Source organism: Halococcus thailandensis JCM 13552 (assembly GCF_000336715.1).
GTDB lineage: Archaea > Halobacteriota > Halobacteria > Halobacteriales > Halococcaceae > Halococcus > Halococcus thailandensis.
This window is the reverse complement of record NZ_AOMF01000155.1, coordinates 106209-121358: the sequence shown is the minus strand read 5'-3', so window position 1 is coordinate 121358 and position 15150 is coordinate 106209. Positions and strand designations below refer to the sequence as shown.

Sequence of the window (15150 nt, the reverse complement as noted above, 5' to 3'; positions counted from 1 at the left end):
CGGATCAGACGACGATCTGGACGACGACGAACAGAACGACGACCCCGAGCACGTCCGAGACGTTCGTCACGACGGGGATCACCACGTCGTCGGGATCGAGCCCGAACCGGTAGGCGGCGTAGGTCGCCACGACGGTGACGAGAACGGCGAGCACGGCCAGGATCGCGCCGCTGGCCGTCGCGACCAGCAGGACCGTCGCGAGCGCGAGCTGGGTTTCGGCGACGAGCGCCGACAGCGCCCACGCACCGGCACCCACGGCCGGAAAGACGGTGAACGAGAGGGCGATGGTCGCGACGGCGTTGCCCGCGAGCACCTCGTCGTCGGGCTCGAAGGAGAGTCGTCCCAGATGGAGGGCCGTCGAGAGTCGCGCGGCGAGCACGCTCCCGAGGTTGCCGGCGGTGCCGATGGTGACGGGCACGAGCACGAGCAGCGAGGGGAACTGGAGCAGGGTTGCCTCGAACGAGTCGAGCACGAGACCGCTCCCGAGTTCGACGAGCGTGAGCACGAAGAGGATCGGCAGCATTGCGCGCGTGATCGCCCGTACCGACCACTCGGTCGCCACTCAGCCGCCACCTCCGAGCAGCGCGAGGACGACCCGGACGGCCAGGAGGAGAAAGAGGAGTCCGAAGACGTCGCCGGTGGTCGTCACGACCGGCCCCACGATGGTGTCGGGGTTGTAGCCGCGCCGGTAGCCCGCAAAGACCACCACCACGACCGCCGTCGCCAGAACGGCACCGGAGAGCGCGCCCGCGATGGTGGCGATCGCAACGAGCGTGAGCAGCGAGGCGTGGGGCAGTCCGAGCAGCGTCAGCACGAAATACGTGGCGACGGCGGCGAAGACGCTCACGAGCAGCGCGTTCACGAGAGCGGCCGTGACTGCCGACCGAAGGCGCTCGTCGCCACCGCGCACCCGCGGTTCGATGAGCCCCTGATGGAGCGCGGTCGCCAACCGCGCGCCGAAGGAGCCGAAGACGTTGCCCCGCGTGGCCAGAAACGCCGGCACGAGCATGAGCAGTCCACTGACGACCCGGAGTTCGTCCTGCATCCCGCCGAGAACGACCCCCGAGAGAAGCCCGGCGACGAGGCTCACCGACAGCGCCGGCAGCGCTTCGCGGTAGGCCTCGCGCGCGACCTCGACGACGCTCATTGGCGTGTCGAGCGCCGCCACCGGTAAAAATCGGTCCCCATCCGACGGCAATGATTCGGATACCACTAGTACGCCAATACATCTATTACAATAAGACACGTAGTACAGACATGTCGATAGACATCGAGCGTTTCGAGGACGGGGATGGGGACGCCCTCAACCGGCCGACCAACGCCGAACGGGTCGTCAGCTTTCTCGCCAGCCACGACGATCGCGCGTGGACACAATCGGAGATCAGCAACCGAACGGGTGTCAAGCGCGGATCGATCGGTCCGGTTCTGAGTCGACTCCACGACCGCGAACTAGTTCGCCACCGCGGGCAGTACTGGGCGATCACCGACGATGAGGAGCGGCTAACGGGAGCGATGGCGCTCCACCGCATCACCAAAGCACTCGACGAGCGCCACGGCAGCGAGGACCGCGACGAGTGGTTGGCATACGCCGCCGAGGACGGAACGACCGAATGAGTGTCGAGCGCGGCGATGTCGTATGGAGCGACGACCCGTTCAAGGACGGAGCCGCCGGTCGTCCGTGGCTCGTGTTGAACGACGAAATGCATCCGTTCGGCGACGAACAGCATATGGCGGTCGCGCTCTCGACGAGCGGCCACGACGCGGCCATCCCGATTCGAGAGGCCGATTGGATCGACGGCGGAACACCGAAACGGAGCTACGTGCTCCCGTGGGCGATTCACTCGCCACAACGGGCGGACGTCACTCACCGACAGGGGCGTCTCGACGCTGCCATCGTCACCAGAACCGTCGAGCAGCTGCTGGCGTATATCGAACCCGACGAATAGTCCGCCAGAAGCATCGGTGTCGGTGAAAATTCGTCGTTTCGTGCTCTCAGAACGGGCCGCCACCGCCGCCCATTCCACCCATGCCGCCCATCCCGCCACCGCCTTCGCCTTCCATGCGCTTCATCATCCGCTGCATGTCGGCATCGCCCATTCCCTGGAACTGTTTGAGGGTGCGCTCCATCATCCGGTGTTGTTCGAGCAGTTCCTGGACGCGCTCCTCGGGCTGGCCGGAGCCGCGGGCGACGCGGCGGACCTGGTTCGCGCCCACGGAACGGGGGTTTTCGAGCTCCTTCTCGGTCATCGAGTCCATGACGACCTCGAAGCTCCGCATTCGATCCTGCGTGACGTCCATCGCGTCGTCGGGCAGTTGATCCTTGATCCCGCCGCCGAGCCCGGGGATCATGTCGAGCACCTGATCGAGCGGCCCCATCTTGTTCATCGCGTTCATCTGGTGGCGCATGTCCTTGAGCGTGAACTGGCCGGACATGATGTCCTCTGGGTCCCAGTCTTCCTCCTCGTCGCCGGTCTCCATCGCGCGCTCGACGCGCTCGGCGAGCTGCTTGAGATCGCCCATCCCAAGTAGCCGGGAGATGAAGCCGTTCGGTTCGAAGCGCTCGACGTCCTGAACCGTCTCGCCCGTCCCGAGGAACGCGATCGACGAGTCGGTCTCGTTGACCGCGGTGAGCGCCCCGCCACCCTTCGCCGTCCCGTCGAGTTTCGTGATCACGACGCCATCGACGCCGATGGCCTCCTCGAAGCGCTGGGCCTGATCCTTCGCACCCTGCCCGATCGCCGCGTCCATCACGAGCAGTCTGCGATCCGGATCGACGGTCGCATCGATCGCCTCGATCTCGTCGATAAGCCCCTCCTCCAGCGCGTGGCGACCCGCCGTATCGACGATGTGGACGTCGGCCTCCTCGGTGGCGGCGAGCCCCTCGCGGGCGATCTCGACCGGATCGTCGTTGTCCGGATCGCCGTAGAAGCTGACCTCGGCGCGACTGGCCATCTCCTCGGCCTGATCGTACGCACCCGGACGGAAGGTGTCGGTCTGGATGATCGCAGGACGAAGGCCTTTCTTCGAGAACCACCAGGCCATCTTGGCCGCCGTGGTCGTCTTCCCCGACCCCTGGAGCCCGGCGAGGAGGATCGTCTGTGATTCCAGCGGGAGCTCGGTGCTGTCGCCGACGAGATCGACCATCTCCTCGTAGACGATCCGGAGGACGAAATCCCGGGCCGTCGTCCCGCCCGGCGGCTCCTCCTCGAGCGCACGTCGCTCGATCTCGTCGGAGAGTTCCATCACGAGGTCGATCTCGACATCGGCCTGGATCAGCGAGCGCTGGATCTCCCGGACGACCTCCTCGACGTCCTCCTCGTCGAGGCGCGTCTTTCCTTGCAGTCGGTCGAGAGTGCCCCGCAGGGAACTCCCGAGATCGTCGAGTACCATTTGGCGGGATTAGGCCGTGTAGCGGTTAAAGGCCTTCTGGACAGCCAGTATTTCAGGGAGAGTCACGAGTGCAACTCGAACGAAATTTCGCTACTCCTCGTCACCGAGCAGCCGATCGACGAGCACGTCGGGGTCGAACCGTGCGAGATCATCGTAGCCCTGGCCGGTGCCCAAAAAGAGGATGGGTTTGCCGGTGACGTGCGCGATCGAGATGGCCGCGCCACCCTGCGAGTCGGCGTCGGCCTTCGCGAGGATCGCGCCGTCGATCGTCGCGGCGTCGTCGAACTCGCTGGCGCGGTTCGTCGCGTCCTGACCCGCGACTGCCTCGTCGACGAACAGCGTCATGTCGGGATCGACGACGCGGTCGATCTTCTCCAGCTGGGCCATCAGGTCGTTCGAGGTGTGGAGCCGACCCGCCGTATCGCCGAGCACCACGTCGATGTCGTGGGCCTCGGCGTACTCGACGGCGTCGTAGAGCACGGCCGCCGGGTCGGATCCTTGTTCGTGGGTGATATACTCCTTGTCGAGGTTCTCGGCGTGTTCGCCGAGTTGCTGGTTCGCGCCCGCGCGATAGGTGTCGCCGTTCGCGAGCACGGTCGAGAGCCCGCGCTCCTCGAAATAGCGCGCGAGTTTGGCGATCGTCGTGGTCTTACCGACGCCGTTGACGCCGGTGAAGACGATCGTCACGGGTTTGTCGGCCGCGACGATCCGCTGCTCGAAGTCGAACTGGCCGACCGAGATGACCTCGCGGAGCGCCTCCGCGAGCGCCTCCTCGACGACCAGTCCCGTACCCTTCACCTGCGCACGCGTCGCGCCGGTGAGTTCCTCGCGCAGGCGGTCGAGGATCGCCTCGGTGACGCTCATCTCGACGTCGCTTTCGAGCAGCGCCATCTCCAGCTCGAACAGCGGCTCCTCCAGTTCGGCGGCCTCGATGAGCGACTGGCCGGTGGCGAACAGCTTCGCGCGCGTTCCGAGTCCAAGCGAGTCGTCACCCTCGTCTTCGGTCTCGTCGGCCGCCGACGGTGACGGGCGACGCAGCCTGGTTGGTTCGCGCTCGTCCGCAGCCTCTGGCTCGGCTTCCGTTTCGCCGACGTCATCCGCTTCGTCCGTCCCTACTGTCTCGGTCTCATCGATCGACGGTTCGGCCGTCTCGGGTTCGACCGCCGTCTCGGATTCCGTCGACTCGCTACCGTCCGGTTCACTACCGACCGACTCGTCGACCGGCGTGTCGGGTTCCGTCGGTGTGTCGAGTTCGTCCGATCCGTCGGATTCGACCGGGGTTTCGGGTTCGACAGACGCTTCGGGCTCCGCCGACGGAGAATCGGTCGTTTCGGGTTCGGCGGCCGGATCGCCAGCCTCGTCGGGTTCGGTGTCCCCGACCGTGTCGGCATCGCTCTCGGGAACGGGGTCGGCGGTCTCGGCGGCCGCATCCGACTCTTCGACGCTCTCCTCGTCCTCGATATCGGCGGCCGCCTCGTCGATCTCCTCCTCGGCGTCGCGGCGAAAACTGCTGAGTCGGTCTTTGAGTCCGTCGAACATCGCCTACTCGTCGTCCGATTCCTCTCCCAGCCCACCCATCTGGCCCTGGAGCTGCTGCATCTGCTGCTGCTGGAGCTGCTGGGCCTGCTGTTCGAGCTGGTCGCGCTCGCTCTCGATCTCCGTGATCTCGTCGTCGACCTCCTCGATGCGGTCGTCGAGCGCGTCGCGCTTATGTTCGAGCGTCTCGATCGCCCCCTCCTCGTCGCGCTCGGCCGCGTAGCCACCGCCGAGGCTCACGACCGTCTCGTCGACGTTCTGGACCTCTGCACGAACGTAGGCGTCGCCGCCGAGGGGCACCTGCACCGTCGCGCCGCTGTCGAGGTTTTCGAGCGCCTCGGTCGCCTCGTCGATCTCCTGCTGCTCCTCGCGGAACTCCTCGATCTCGTCCTCCATCGCCTCCTTTTGGCGTTCGAGAGCATCGAGCTCCTGCGAGAGCTGTTCGAGCTGGCCGCCACCGCCGCCACCACCCAGACTCATCGGCCTGCCTCCGTGCGGTACACTCGACTATGCGTCTCGCTGTCAGTGACGAACGTATCCATATCCCCGCTGGGTGAGCGCGCCGGAAGTATGTTGTCCTCTGTCGGCGCTCTCAGTCGATGTAGCCGAGCGCGTCCTCGATGCGGCCGAGCTCCGGCCCCGTACACTCCTCGCCGGCGACGTAACCCGCCGCGTTCGCGAGCAGCCCCGAGCCGACGAGCGGCGCGCCGTAGTTCACGGTCCCGATGTCCGCCGGCACGCCGAGCAGCTCCTCCAGAAAGTCGAGCTCCTCGTCGGTCGCCTGCGGATGACAGAGCACGCCGCGATCGGTGGCGACCGCCGCCGTCCCCACGGTACGGACGCCCGCGAGCATCCCCTGCTCGACCGGCACGTCGAGATGGTCGCCGACCGCCTCGACGGCCTCGTCCGGGAGGTCGGGATGGACGTAGGCACCCTCGTCGTTTGCCAGCACGACGTTGCCGGCGGCGTTGATCCGGCCGGGCAGCGTCGCGACCGGGAGATCGACGACGTCGGCGATGCGCTCGCGCTCGGTCGACGTGATGCGATCGGTCGCGAGCAGCCCGTTCGCGTTGCCGGCGACGAGCGCACCCACTGTGCCGGAGCCGGCGATCGTCGTCTTCACGGCGGGCACGTCGAGCTCGTCGGTGAGTTCGTCGAGGAACGACTCCTCGATGTCGGGTCTGACGAGCACGCAGTGGTCGGTCGCACGGGCGAAGACGCCGACGTACGAGGAACCGGAAAAGGCCGCGCGGAGCACGTTATTCGGCGTGCTCGGCTTCGACGACGCGCTCGCCCTCCTCCTCGAAGCGGGCCGCGCGCACGCGAAGCTTGCTCGGCGGGTTCGAGCGCCCGCGTGCCCAGACCGCCTCGTTGATCGAGGGGTCGAGGCGAACGGTGTCGGGATCGGCCTTGAAGTGCTGGGCGAGATGCTCGCGGATGAGCGTCATCGCTCTATCGGCACCTTCGTGGTTCGCGCCCGCCTTCACCTTGCGGAGCGGCACGGTGACGACGCGCTCCTCGAAGTCCTCGGCGCTCATTCGTCCGTGTCGCTCCGCCGCCAGTTGCGCCGTTTGGGGTTGCGCATCGTGTCGCGGTCGGTTTTCATGATGACCCACGCCGGCACGCGGGAGTTCTGTCGTTCGAGTTTCCCGAGGCGTTTCTTCTTCGCCTTCGAGTTCTTGCTCATGGTGGGTTCGTTTCCGCCGCGGCGCTTAAATCCTTGTCCTTCTGTCCGCCGATCGGTCACAACGCGAACCGCTCGACGGTGGTGTAGTCGGCTCCGTCGTCCGTGAGAACGCTCTCGGTCAGTTCGACCGCCTCGATCTCGCGGGCTCCAATCGTGGGATCGTCCTCGCGAAGCACGCGCTGGACGTGCTCTTTCCCGCCGGCGTGATCCATCCGCGCGATCGTCGCGTGCGGTGTGAACTCGTGGTCTTCCGGGTCGAAACCCATCTCGGTGGTCCGCTCCTCGATCGCCTCGTGCAGCCGGGTCAGTTCGTCGCCACCCTCGCGGACGCCGATCCAGAGCACGCGGATGTACTCCTCGCTCGGGAACGCACCGAGGCCGCCGAATTCGGTGGTGAAGGGATCGACGCCTGCCCCGTCGATCGCCGTTTCGAGCGCGTCGGTGAGGGTCGGGACGCGCTCGTCGTCCACGTCGCCGAGGAACTTCAGCGTGACGTGGACGCTTTCGGGATCGGTGCGTCTGACGCCGCTCGCGTCGGCGAATCGGTCCTGGATGCGCTCGATTTCGGTATCGAACCCCGCGAGATCGACGCTGACGAACAGGCGCATGGTGGAACGAGGAGGCCACAGGTCTTAATCACGGTCGTCACATAGGGAGGCCATGACCGACGACGACCCGCGCGATCGTGACGCGGGCCACGGGCAAGACGACCATCCCTTCTCCGAGGGCGAGGGGTTCGACGATCCCGACGGGTTCGATCTCGACCCGCCCGAGCTTTCCGTCGACCCGAGCGAGGTCGACCCGATCGACTCCCGCGTCCTGACAGAACTGCTCGACGAGCGCCAGCTCGGCACCGAGGACGTCGACGTCGAGGAGCTCGTCGAGGTGGGACTGAGCTATATCGAGATCAACCGGTACGAACAGGCCACCGAAACCTTCGAGCGCGCCGCCCAGTTCGCCGACGACGACCGCGTCGAACAGGAGGCTCGGGTGAACAAGGGCGCGGCCCACGCCGAACTGGAGGAGTACGACGCCGCCATCGGGGCCTACCGGGAGGCGCTCGACATCGACGCCGATCCCGACCACACCGCCAGCGCCGAGACCAATCTGGCGTACGCGCTCTGGGAGAGCGGGCGCAGCGAGCAGGCGCTCGAACACGCCGAGCGCGCCGTCGAGCGCGACCAGCGCTTCGGGCAGGGCTGGTACAACCGCGGCTTCTTCCTGCTCGAACGCGGGCTCGCCGAGGACGCGCTCGACAGCTTCGACAACGCGCTCCGGCTCGGCTTCCGCAACGCCGAGGTGCTGGAGGAGAAGGCTCGCGCGCTCGAAGAGGTCGGCGAGGACGAGCGTGCCGAGGAGGTCGCCGAAGAGGCCAGAGAAATGCGCGAGGAGGCCGAGGAGGAACTCGTCCGTGATCGTCAACGAGCGCGAAACAGCTGAAGGACGGCTCGTCGCCGTCTGCGACGACGACGTGCTCGGCGAGAGCTTCGAGAACGACGGCGTGACCTTCGAGGTCACCGAAGAGTTCTACGACGGCGAACCCGCCGACGAGGAGCGCGTCGTGGCGAGCCTCGCCCGTGCTCGCGTGGCGAACATCGTCGGCGCTCGATCCGTGGATCTCGCGGTCGAACACGGCTTCGTCGAGGAGACGAACGTCCTCGACGTGGGCGGGACGACTCACGCCCAGCTCGTCCGGCTCGGCTGAGCTACTCGTCGATCAGGTGGCCGAAATGTTCGATCGGCACGCCCTCCATCGTCGTCATGTCGAGCCCATGGCGCTCGGCGGCCAGCGAGAGCTCGAACACCGTATCGCGGTCGGGAGCCTCGAAGACCAGGAGGAAGTCGAACCGGCCGAGCAGCGCGTAGGTGTCGATCATCTCGGCGTCGAGCTCCTCGACTTCGAGATTGATGTCACCCCACAGCGAAGCGAGCTCTTGGAGGTCCTGAAACTCCGCTCCGTCGGCCTCGACCAGCGATAGCCACGTCTGCATGAGAGCGTTCGGCGGGCACGCAGTAAAGGGATTTCGGCCGTCGATCACGGGCCGATTCGCTTGCCGGTGCCGGCCGTGATCGTATCCGTGTCGCGCCACAGTGGTTCGCATGAGCTACTCGTCGACCATCGGCTGGTCGCTGTTCACCTCCGGCGTGGTCACGCTGCTGTTGAAGCTCGCGCCGTACGACTCGCTCTACTGGGGGATCGGACTGCTCGTCGTGGGGTTGTTCGTGATGTCGCGGCGACTCTGACGAACGGACCCCTCCTCTCAGACGAGCCGTTCGTCCTCCCAGCCGCAGCTACACTTGGTTCGTGCGACGAGCACACGACGACCGTCGGCACAGTTCGTATCGGTCGCCGTCGAGAGGTCGTGGCGTTCCCCGTCGCCGGCCTCCGGACACCGCCGCACGAGCGGATCGAGCGACGGCGTCTGCTCGAAGCGAAGCTCCCCAGCCCCGTATGGCTCCCTGGCATCACGCACCATACAAACGGTGAATGGGGCCGCGCCCACTACACTCTTTCCGTTCGCCAGTGACACGTCCGTCACGTCCGACCGGGCAACCGAGCCGATCGACCACGCCAACAGGTTCGTGAATGCGCGCCCACCGGATCTGGACTCGGCATCGGTTGAGAGGTCGTCGAGCGAGCGACTGACCGAAGGAGTGTTGGCCGTTCGGTTCCTACGGATCGCCAATGAGCACTCGATCCGAGGAGCCGCTCGATATCGAGCGCATCAGGGACGAGTTCCCGATCCTCGAACGCGACGTCGGCGACGGCCAGCGCGTCGTCTACCTCGACAACGCCGCCACGAGCCAGACACCCGACCGCGTCGTCGACGCGATGAGCGACTACTACCGGGGGACGAACGCGAACGTCCACCGGGGGATCCACCATCTGAGCCAGGAGGCCTCGCTGGCCTACGAGAACGCCCACGACCGCCTCGCGGAGTTCGTCGGGGCCTCTGGCGGGCGCGAGGAGATGGTTTTCACGAAGAACACGACCGAGAGCGAGAACCTCGTGGCCTTCGCGTGGGGACTGCGCGAACTCGACCCCGGCGACGAGGTCGTGCTCACGGAGATGGAACACCACTCCTCGCTGGTCACGTGGCAGCAGATCGCCAAACGGACGGGAGCCAACGTGAACTTCATCGAGGTCGACGAGATGGGCCGCCTCGACATGGAGCACGCACGCGAGATCATCGGGCCGAACACGGAGATGGTCTCCGTGGCACACGTCTCGAACACGCTCGGAACGGTGAATCCCATCGCCGAGCTCGCCGATCTCGCCCACGAGCACGACAGCTTCATCTTCGCCGACGGCGCACAGGCCGTCCCCCACCACTCCGTCGACGTCGAGGAGCTGGACGTGGATTTCTACGCCTTCTCGGGCCACAAGATGTGCGGACCGACCGGCATCGGCGGGCTCTACGGCAAGAAAGAGCTGCTGGCGGCGATGGAGCCGTTCATGTACGGCGGCGGGATGGTTCGCAAGGTGGAGTTCGACCGCACGACGTGGGCGGATGTGCCCGAGAAGTTCGAGGCCGGCACGCCGCCGATCGCCGAGGGGATCGCGCTCGCCGAGGCCGCCGACTACCTCGACGACGTCGGTCTCGACCGCATCGAACGCCACGAGCGCGAGCTCGTCGAATACGCGATGGAGAGATTAGAGTCGTTCGACGACATCGAGATCTACGGGCCGCCGGCCGACGAGCGCGCGGGGCTCGTCTCGTTCAACCTCGACGGCGTCCACGCCCACGACCTCGCGTCGATCATGAACGATCACGCCGTGGCGATCCGGCCGGGCGATCACTGTACGCAACCGCTGCACGACGTCCTGGGAACGGCGGCCTCAGCACGCGCGTCGTTCTATCTCTACAACACGAAAGAGGAGGTCGACGAGCTGATCGCCGCCATCGACGAGGCGCGCGAGCTGTTCGCCTGATCGGCGGGTTCGGCGCGTTTGGCAAGGGCTATGTGAGTCCCGCACCGAACGACTGTATCGTGATATCGACTACTGCGTTCGCGGCTCGACACGACGAACAGTCGCGGGAGGCGATCCGCTGATGGGACGACTCGAAACGCTCGGGCGCGCGCTGTTCGGCGGCGTGCTCGCCTACACGGCGATCGACAACCTGCGCGATATCGAGGGGATGAGCGCCTACGCCGATTCGAAGGGCGTGCCGGCGGCCGACCGCCTCGTGCCGCTGTCGAGCGTCATGCTCCTGTTCGGCGGCATCGCCACCGCTCTCGGGCGCGCGCCGCGTCTCGCGGGCGGCGCGATCGCGGCGTTTCTCGTCGGCGTCACGCCGACGATGCACGACTTCTGGAACATGGACGAGGAGGAGCGCGATAGCCAGCTGATCCACTTCCTGAAGAACACCGCGATGCTCGGCGGCGCGCTCTTCTTCCTCGGGCGCGGCCCCGAAGAGAACTGAGTCGTTTTTAGTCGGAGTATTTCGGTTCGCGGCGCTCGGCGCGTTCGAGCGCCCGCTCGATCACCGCGCGCACGTCGCCGTGGAACTCGTCGCCGTGACCGGCGTACATCCGTTCGACGCTCTCGGGTAGTCGGTCGAGGATCCGCTCGATGCTCTCGATGAGCACGTCTCTGGACTGGCCAGGGCTGTCCGTGCGGCCGAAACTGCCGTCGTCGAACGCGCCGTCGTCGTGGACCACGACGTCGCCGGAGAAGATCGTGTCCTCGGAGACCAGCGAGACATGGTCGTCGGCGTGACCCGGCGTGTGGATCACGTCGAACTGCCCGTCGCCGATGGCGACGGTGTCGCCGTCGTCGATTGCCTGCGTTCGTCGTGGGTGATCGCCGTAGGCGAGCAGGTCGGCATCGAAGCGATCGAGCACGGCGTCGAGTTCGCCGACGTGATCACCGTGCTGATGCGTGAGGACGACGGCATCGAGCTCGTCGGTGTGCTCGGCGACGACGTCCTCGACGCCGGGCATCGTTCCGGCGTCGATCAGCACTGTGCGCTCGCCCGTGACGAGATAGACGTTCGCCGTGAACGTCTCTGCGCCCTCCGTGACGGTGTGGACGGCCATGGCGATCGTGGGGGAGCGAGCGTTTTGAGGCTGCCGAAAAACGACTGAAACCTGACAAACGATTTTTCCGTTGCCTTCCCGTAGTCCACGTATGGGCTTTGGGAGCTACGATGAATCCGAACAGGGGAACCAGGAGTACGACACCGACTTCGAGGACGACGAGGACGGGCTCAAAACCGAGGAAGAAGCGCACGCTGGCGAGGTAAGCTTCGAGTTCGACACATCGAACGACGAGCTGCTCGACAAACTCGAAGACATCAAAGAGGAGTGAAGGCCGGGACGCGCGCGCTCGGGATCGCCGAATCCTACCGGGGCGAACGCGGCCGGAGCACGCTTGCCGGCGCGGTCGTCAAGGCCAGTCGGGTCGTCGACGGGTTCGTGCTCGGCTCCTGTACCGTCGGCGGCACCGACGCCACCGAGGCCATCGTCGCCCTCCACGACCGCCTTGACCGTGCGGACGTGAGCTATCTCTTCGTCTCGGGCATCGCGCCCGCGTGGTACAACATTCTCGACCTCAAGCATCTTCACGACGCGACGGAGATGCCCGTGCTCTCGCTCTCCTTCGAGGAGAGTCCGGGTCTGGAGTCAGCACTTCGATCGGAGTTTTCCGGCGATGCGCTCGCGACCCGACTCGACACGTATCGTGCACAGCCGCCGCGCCATCGATGCTCGGTCAACGACGAGTCGCTGTTCGTCAGAAGCGTCGGGATCGATGGGGGCGATGCCGAAGCGATCGTTCGAGGATTCACACCCGAGGGCGGCCGGCCCGAGCCGCTGCGGGTCGCCCGACTGGCCGCCCGTGCCGGGGATTCCTGGACGACGGACGGATCGGGAAGCGATAGCGACGGCTGATTCGGATTTATTCATACCCCCTATCTCGAAACCGCACGAGAACCGCGAATGCAGACGACAATGAGAGACCGCAACCGCCCCGCACCGTCCACACGCCTCCCCAACCGATTCGCTCACTCCCTCCGGTCGCTCACTCATCCCTCGCACAATATTCGCGCGCCGACCGCAGTCGAAGGGAAGGGGATGCCGAGCAACCAAAGCCGGACGGTTAAGACCCGTCGAGTCCCACCCTGTATGTGAGCGAAACGGGCCATATGGACGGGCTGGAGGTCGATTCCTGCGAGCGCTGTCCTGCACTCTGTGAGTCGCGGAGCCGCATCGTCAACGGCGACGGACCGGACGACGCCGAACTGCTGTTCGTCGGCGAGGGGCCGGGCGAGAACGAGGACGAGACCGGCGAGCCGTTCATCGGTCGGAGCGGGACGGTCCTCGACGACGCGCTGCGCGACGCGGGGCTCGGTCGGGAGGACATCCGCATCACGAACTGCGTGCGCTGTCACCCGCCCGACAACCGCGATCCCCACGCCGACGAACTCGCGAACTGCCGGGAGTTCCTGGAGCAGGAGATCACGACCGCCGATCCCGAACTCGTCGTCACACTCGGAAAGGTGCCGACCGAACACCTGCTCGGGCGCGACGCGCGCGTGACGGAGGAGGCAGGTTCCATCGAGGAGGCCCGCATCGACGGAACGCCACAGCGGGTGCTCGTCTGCGTCCATCCGGCGGCGTCGCTCTACGACGCCTCGCAGAAGGAGACGTTCACCGAGACGATCGCCACGGCTGCCAGCGTCGTCGGCGCGGGCGAGGGCGATGGCCAGTCGCGCCTCGGCGGGTTCTGATCCGAACTGTCGTAGTTCACCGATCACGATATCAGACCCCGAAACGGACGGGTTCGGGGCGCTGAGCGGCGGTGGATCGGTGTGATATTCCCGATACCAAACCGCTTTGCCAGCGCGGTGCGTGCGGCTCGTATGAGCACGGGACACGCCCAGCAGACGACGGCGTCGGTGGCCGTCGTCGACTACGGGCTCGGCAACCTCCGGAGCGTGACGCGGGGCCTCGAACGCGCCGGGGCCAGCGTGGATGTGACCGACGACCCCGCCGAATTCACGGCCGCCGACGGGATCGTTCTCCCGGGGGTCGGCGCGTTCCGCGAGGGTGTCGAGAACGCCGGCCCATATCGTGAGGCGCTGCTGGAGGCGGCGGACGACGGCACACCGGTGTTCGGCATCTGTCTCGGCATGCAGATGCTGCTGACTACGAGCGAGGAGGCCGACCGCGCCGGCGAGGGCGAGGTCGAAGGGCTCGATCTGATCCCCGGTCGCAACCGGCGGTTCACCGGCGACCTGAAGGTTCCCCACATGGGCTGGAACGAACTCGCCGTCGAGCGTGACCACCCGCTCGTCGACGGTGTAGATGGAGAGTACGCATACTTCGTCCACTCCTACTACGCAGCGCCAGACGACGAGGATGCGACCGTCGCCAGCACCGAGTACAGGACACGGTTCCCGAGCATCGTCGCCGACGAGTCGGGTACCGTCTTCGGCACGCAGTTCCACCCCGAGAAGAGCGGCGAGACCGGGCTTCGAATCCTGCGGAACTTCGTGGCGCTCTGTGCCGAGTAGCCCGCCGGTCGCGTAGAAAGTCCTTTGCGAACGGCGCGAGCAGGACGGGCAATGGCAGAAAGCAGATCCGTCGTCATCGCCGCTCTCCTCGCAAACGCCGCCATCGCCGTGTTGAAATTCGCCGGCTTTCTCCTCACCGGCAGCGCCGCGATGCTCTCCGAGACCTACCACTCGATTTCGGACACCGGCAACCAGATCTTCCTGCTCATCGGGATCCGGTACGGGGAGAAGGAGGCCAACCGCGAGCATCCGTTCGGCTACGGGAAAGCACAGTTCTTCTATAGCTTCCTCGTCTCGGTGCTCCTCTTCGGCATCGCGGGCTGGGAGAGCGCGAAACACGGCTACGACGCGATCGTCCATCCACACCCGCCGGGCACGGGTGCGGTCAGCCTGCTGGGAGTGACCTTTCCCGGCGTCTGGGTCAACTACGCGGTGCTCGTCGGTGCGATCGCCTTCGAGAGCTACGCGCTGAAGAAAGCCTACACGGCGATGCGCCGCCAGATCGACGATCACGGCTGGAGCGGCTTTCGCGAAGCGTTCCGGAAGACGAGCGACGTGACCACGCTGACGGCGCTGACCGAGGACACCATCGCGATAAGCGGCGCGGGGCTGGCGCTGTTCGGGGTGTTCCTCAGTCGGATCACGGGCAACCCGCTCTACGACGCGGTCGCCGCCCTGCTCATCGGCCTCCTCCTGATGGGCTTCGCGGTCGCGCTCGCGTGGGAGAACAAGCGCCTCCTGCTCGGCGAGAGCCTGCCGGCAGTCGAGGAGCGCGAACTGCGCGAACTCGTCGCCGGCTGGAGCGGCGTCGACACCGTCGTCGATTTCCGGACCGTCTACTTCGGCCCCGAGGAGGTCATCGTGACCGGCGACGTCGAGTTCGACCCCCGCTTCGATACCACGTCGATCGACGAGCGGATCAGCGAGATCGAGGACGCGCTCGTGGCGACCAACCCGCAGGTACAGAAGGTCTATATCGAGCCCGAAGTGTAGGCACGCCGCGCGAGACCACTTCCG

Annotated in this window: 24 protein-coding genes; 12 read left to right on the top strand and 12 right to left on the bottom strand. The window is 66.3% G+C overall.

The genetic code is table 11. From position 1 onward, the window contains the following. Positions 1–4 precede the first annotated feature (4 nt). Together C451_RS10610 and C451_RS10605 are read right to left on the bottom strand one after the other, a co-directional pair. A complete protein-coding gene (locus C451_RS10610) occupies positions 5–562 on the bottom strand; it encodes a magnesium transporter (RefSeq protein ID WP_007740421.1) in 558 nt (185 codons plus the stop codon). Further along, positions 563–1147, bottom strand: a complete 585-nt coding sequence (locus C451_RS10605; RefSeq protein ID WP_007740420.1) for a magnesium transporter — start codon at positions 1145–1147, stop codon at positions 563–565. It lies immediately after the preceding gene. A gap of 110 nt (positions 1148–1257) precedes the next feature. Between C451_RS10605 and C451_RS10600 the strand changes: the two genes are divergently transcribed. Together C451_RS10600 and C451_RS10595 are read left to right on the top strand one after the other, a co-directional pair. Continuing rightward, complete coding sequence (locus tag C451_RS10600; RefSeq protein ID WP_007740419.1) at positions 1258–1614, top strand: MarR family transcriptional regulator; 357 nt, start codon at positions 1258–1260, stop codon at positions 1612–1614. Beyond that, positions 1611–1946 carry a hypothetical protein gene (locus tag C451_RS10595; RefSeq protein WP_007740417.1) on the top strand — a complete coding sequence of 112 codons (336 nt, stop codon included), beginning with the start codon at positions 1611–1613 and terminating at the stop codon, positions 1944–1946. Before C451_RS10600 ends, C451_RS10595 begins: the two co-directional genes overlap by 4 nt. 46 nt (positions 1947–1992) lie before the next feature. On the opposite strand, the gene C451_RS10590 is transcribed toward C451_RS10595, so the two are convergent. From C451_RS10590 to thpR, 7 genes are all read right to left on the bottom strand, one after another. Further along, a complete protein-coding gene (locus C451_RS10590; protein ID WP_007740415.1) occupies positions 1993–3390 on the bottom strand; it encodes a signal recognition particle protein Srp54 in 1398 nt (465 codons plus the stop codon). A 90-nt stretch (positions 3391–3480) separates the two neighbouring features. Then, entirely contained in the window at positions 3481–4929 is a 1449-nt protein-coding gene (ftsY, locus tag C451_RS10585) for a signal recognition particle-docking protein FtsY (protein WP_007740413.1), read from the bottom strand. 3 nt (positions 4930–4932) lie between these two features. After that, on the bottom strand, positions 4933–5406 hold the full coding sequence (pfdA, locus tag C451_RS10580; protein WP_007740412.1) for a prefoldin subunit alpha: 474 nt from the start codon (positions 5404–5406) through the stop codon (positions 4933–4935). Positions 5407–5518: 112 nt separating this feature from the next. Beyond that, positions 5519–6184, bottom strand: coding sequence for a translation initiation factor IF-6 (locus tag C451_RS10575; RefSeq protein ID WP_007740405.1), 666 nt, complete (start codon positions 6182–6184; stop codon positions 5519–5521). Position 6185: 1 nt separating this feature from the next. Then, positions 6186–6464 carry a 50S ribosomal protein L31e gene (locus C451_RS10570; protein WP_004051840.1) on the bottom strand — a complete coding sequence of 93 codons (279 nt, stop codon included), beginning with the start codon at positions 6462–6464 and terminating at the stop codon, positions 6186–6188. After that, on the bottom strand, positions 6461–6613 hold the full coding sequence (locus tag C451_RS10565; protein ID WP_004051839.1) for a 50S ribosomal protein L39e: 153 nt from the start codon (positions 6611–6613) through the stop codon (positions 6461–6463). Before C451_RS10565 ends, C451_RS10570 begins: the two co-directional genes overlap by 4 nt. A 56-nt stretch (positions 6614–6669) precedes the next feature. Continuing rightward, entirely contained in the window at positions 6670–7221 is a 552-nt protein-coding gene (gene thpR, locus C451_RS10560) for an RNA 2',3'-cyclic phosphodiesterase (protein WP_007740404.1), read from the bottom strand. Positions 7222–7273: 52 nt separating this feature from the next. Between thpR and C451_RS10555 the strand changes: the two genes are divergently transcribed. After that, complete coding sequence (locus C451_RS10555) at positions 7274–8053, top strand: tetratricopeptide repeat protein (RefSeq protein WP_007740403.1); 780 nt, start codon at positions 7274–7276, stop codon at positions 8051–8053. Further along, positions 8025–8318: a DUF424 domain-containing protein gene (locus tag C451_RS10550; RefSeq protein WP_007740402.1), complete on the top strand. Its 294-nt coding sequence runs from the start codon at positions 8025–8027 to the stop codon at positions 8316–8318. The genes C451_RS10555 and C451_RS10550 overlap by 29 nt, the downstream gene beginning before the upstream one ends. A gap of 1 nt (position 8319) precedes the next feature. Here the strand turns inward: C451_RS10550 and C451_RS10545 are convergent, their stop codons facing one another. After that, entirely contained in the window at positions 8320–8604 is a 285-nt protein-coding gene (locus tag C451_RS10545) for a GYD domain-containing protein (RefSeq protein ID WP_004051835.1), read from the bottom strand. Positions 8605–8713: 109 nt separating this feature from the next. Here C451_RS10545 and C451_RS22920 point away from each other — a divergent pair, with 109 nt between their 5' ends. After that, positions 8714–8857: a hypothetical protein gene (locus C451_RS22920; protein WP_007740398.1), complete on the top strand. Its 144-nt coding sequence runs from the start codon at positions 8714–8716 to the stop codon at positions 8855–8857. Between the two features lie 17 nt (positions 8858–8874). Here the strand turns inward: C451_RS22920 and C451_RS10540 are convergent, their stop codons facing one another. Beyond that, positions 8875–9090: a hypothetical protein gene (locus C451_RS10540; RefSeq protein ID WP_049913077.1), complete on the bottom strand. Its 216-nt coding sequence runs from the start codon at positions 9088–9090 to the stop codon at positions 8875–8877. 209 nt (positions 9091–9299) lie between these two features. Here C451_RS10540 and C451_RS10535 point away from each other — a divergent pair, with 209 nt between their 5' ends. Further along, on the top strand, positions 9300–10547 hold the full coding sequence (locus C451_RS10535; RefSeq protein ID WP_007740393.1) for an aminotransferase class V-fold PLP-dependent enzyme: 1248 nt from the start codon (positions 9300–9302) through the stop codon (positions 10545–10547). A 121-nt stretch (positions 10548–10668) separates the two neighbouring features. Further along, positions 10669–11040 carry a DoxX family protein gene (locus C451_RS10530; protein WP_007740391.1) on the top strand — a complete coding sequence of 124 codons (372 nt, stop codon included), beginning with the start codon at positions 10669–10671 and terminating at the stop codon, positions 11038–11040. A 7-nt stretch (positions 11041–11047) separates the two neighbouring features. On the opposite strand, the gene C451_RS10525 is transcribed toward C451_RS10530, so the two are convergent. Beyond that, entirely contained in the window at positions 11048–11656 is a 609-nt protein-coding gene (locus tag C451_RS10525; RefSeq protein WP_007740389.1) for an MBL fold metallo-hydrolase, read from the bottom strand. A gap of 91 nt (positions 11657–11747) precedes the next feature. On the opposite strand from C451_RS10525, the gene C451_RS10520 reads away from it, so the two are divergent. The 5 genes from C451_RS10520 (at position 11748) to C451_RS10500 (ending at position 15126) form a co-directional block, all read left to right on the top strand. Beyond that, complete coding sequence (locus C451_RS10520; RefSeq protein WP_007740388.1) at positions 11748–11927, top strand: DUF5786 family protein; 180 nt, start codon at positions 11748–11750, stop codon at positions 11925–11927. Continuing rightward, complete coding sequence (locus C451_RS10515; protein ID WP_007740387.1) at positions 11924–12508, top strand: endonuclease dU; 585 nt, start codon at positions 11924–11926, stop codon at positions 12506–12508. The genes C451_RS10520 and C451_RS10515 overlap by 4 nt, the downstream gene beginning before the upstream one ends. Positions 12509–12762: 254 nt before the next feature. Then, entirely contained in the window at positions 12763–13347 is a 585-nt protein-coding gene (locus C451_RS10510) for a uracil-DNA glycosylase (RefSeq protein ID WP_007740386.1), read from the top strand. 132 nt (positions 13348–13479) lie between these two features. Further along, the gene (hisH, locus tag C451_RS10505) at positions 13480–14133 is read left to right on the top strand and encodes an imidazole glycerol phosphate synthase subunit HisH (RefSeq protein ID WP_007740384.1); all 654 of its coding nucleotides are present in this window, start codon (positions 13480–13482) and stop codon (positions 14131–14133) included. A gap of 51 nt (positions 14134–14184) precedes the next feature. Beyond that, positions 14185–15126, top strand: a complete 942-nt coding sequence (locus tag C451_RS10500) for a cation diffusion facilitator family transporter (RefSeq protein ID WP_007740383.1) — start codon at positions 14185–14187, stop codon at positions 15124–15126. Positions 15127–15150 lie beyond the last annotated feature (24 nt).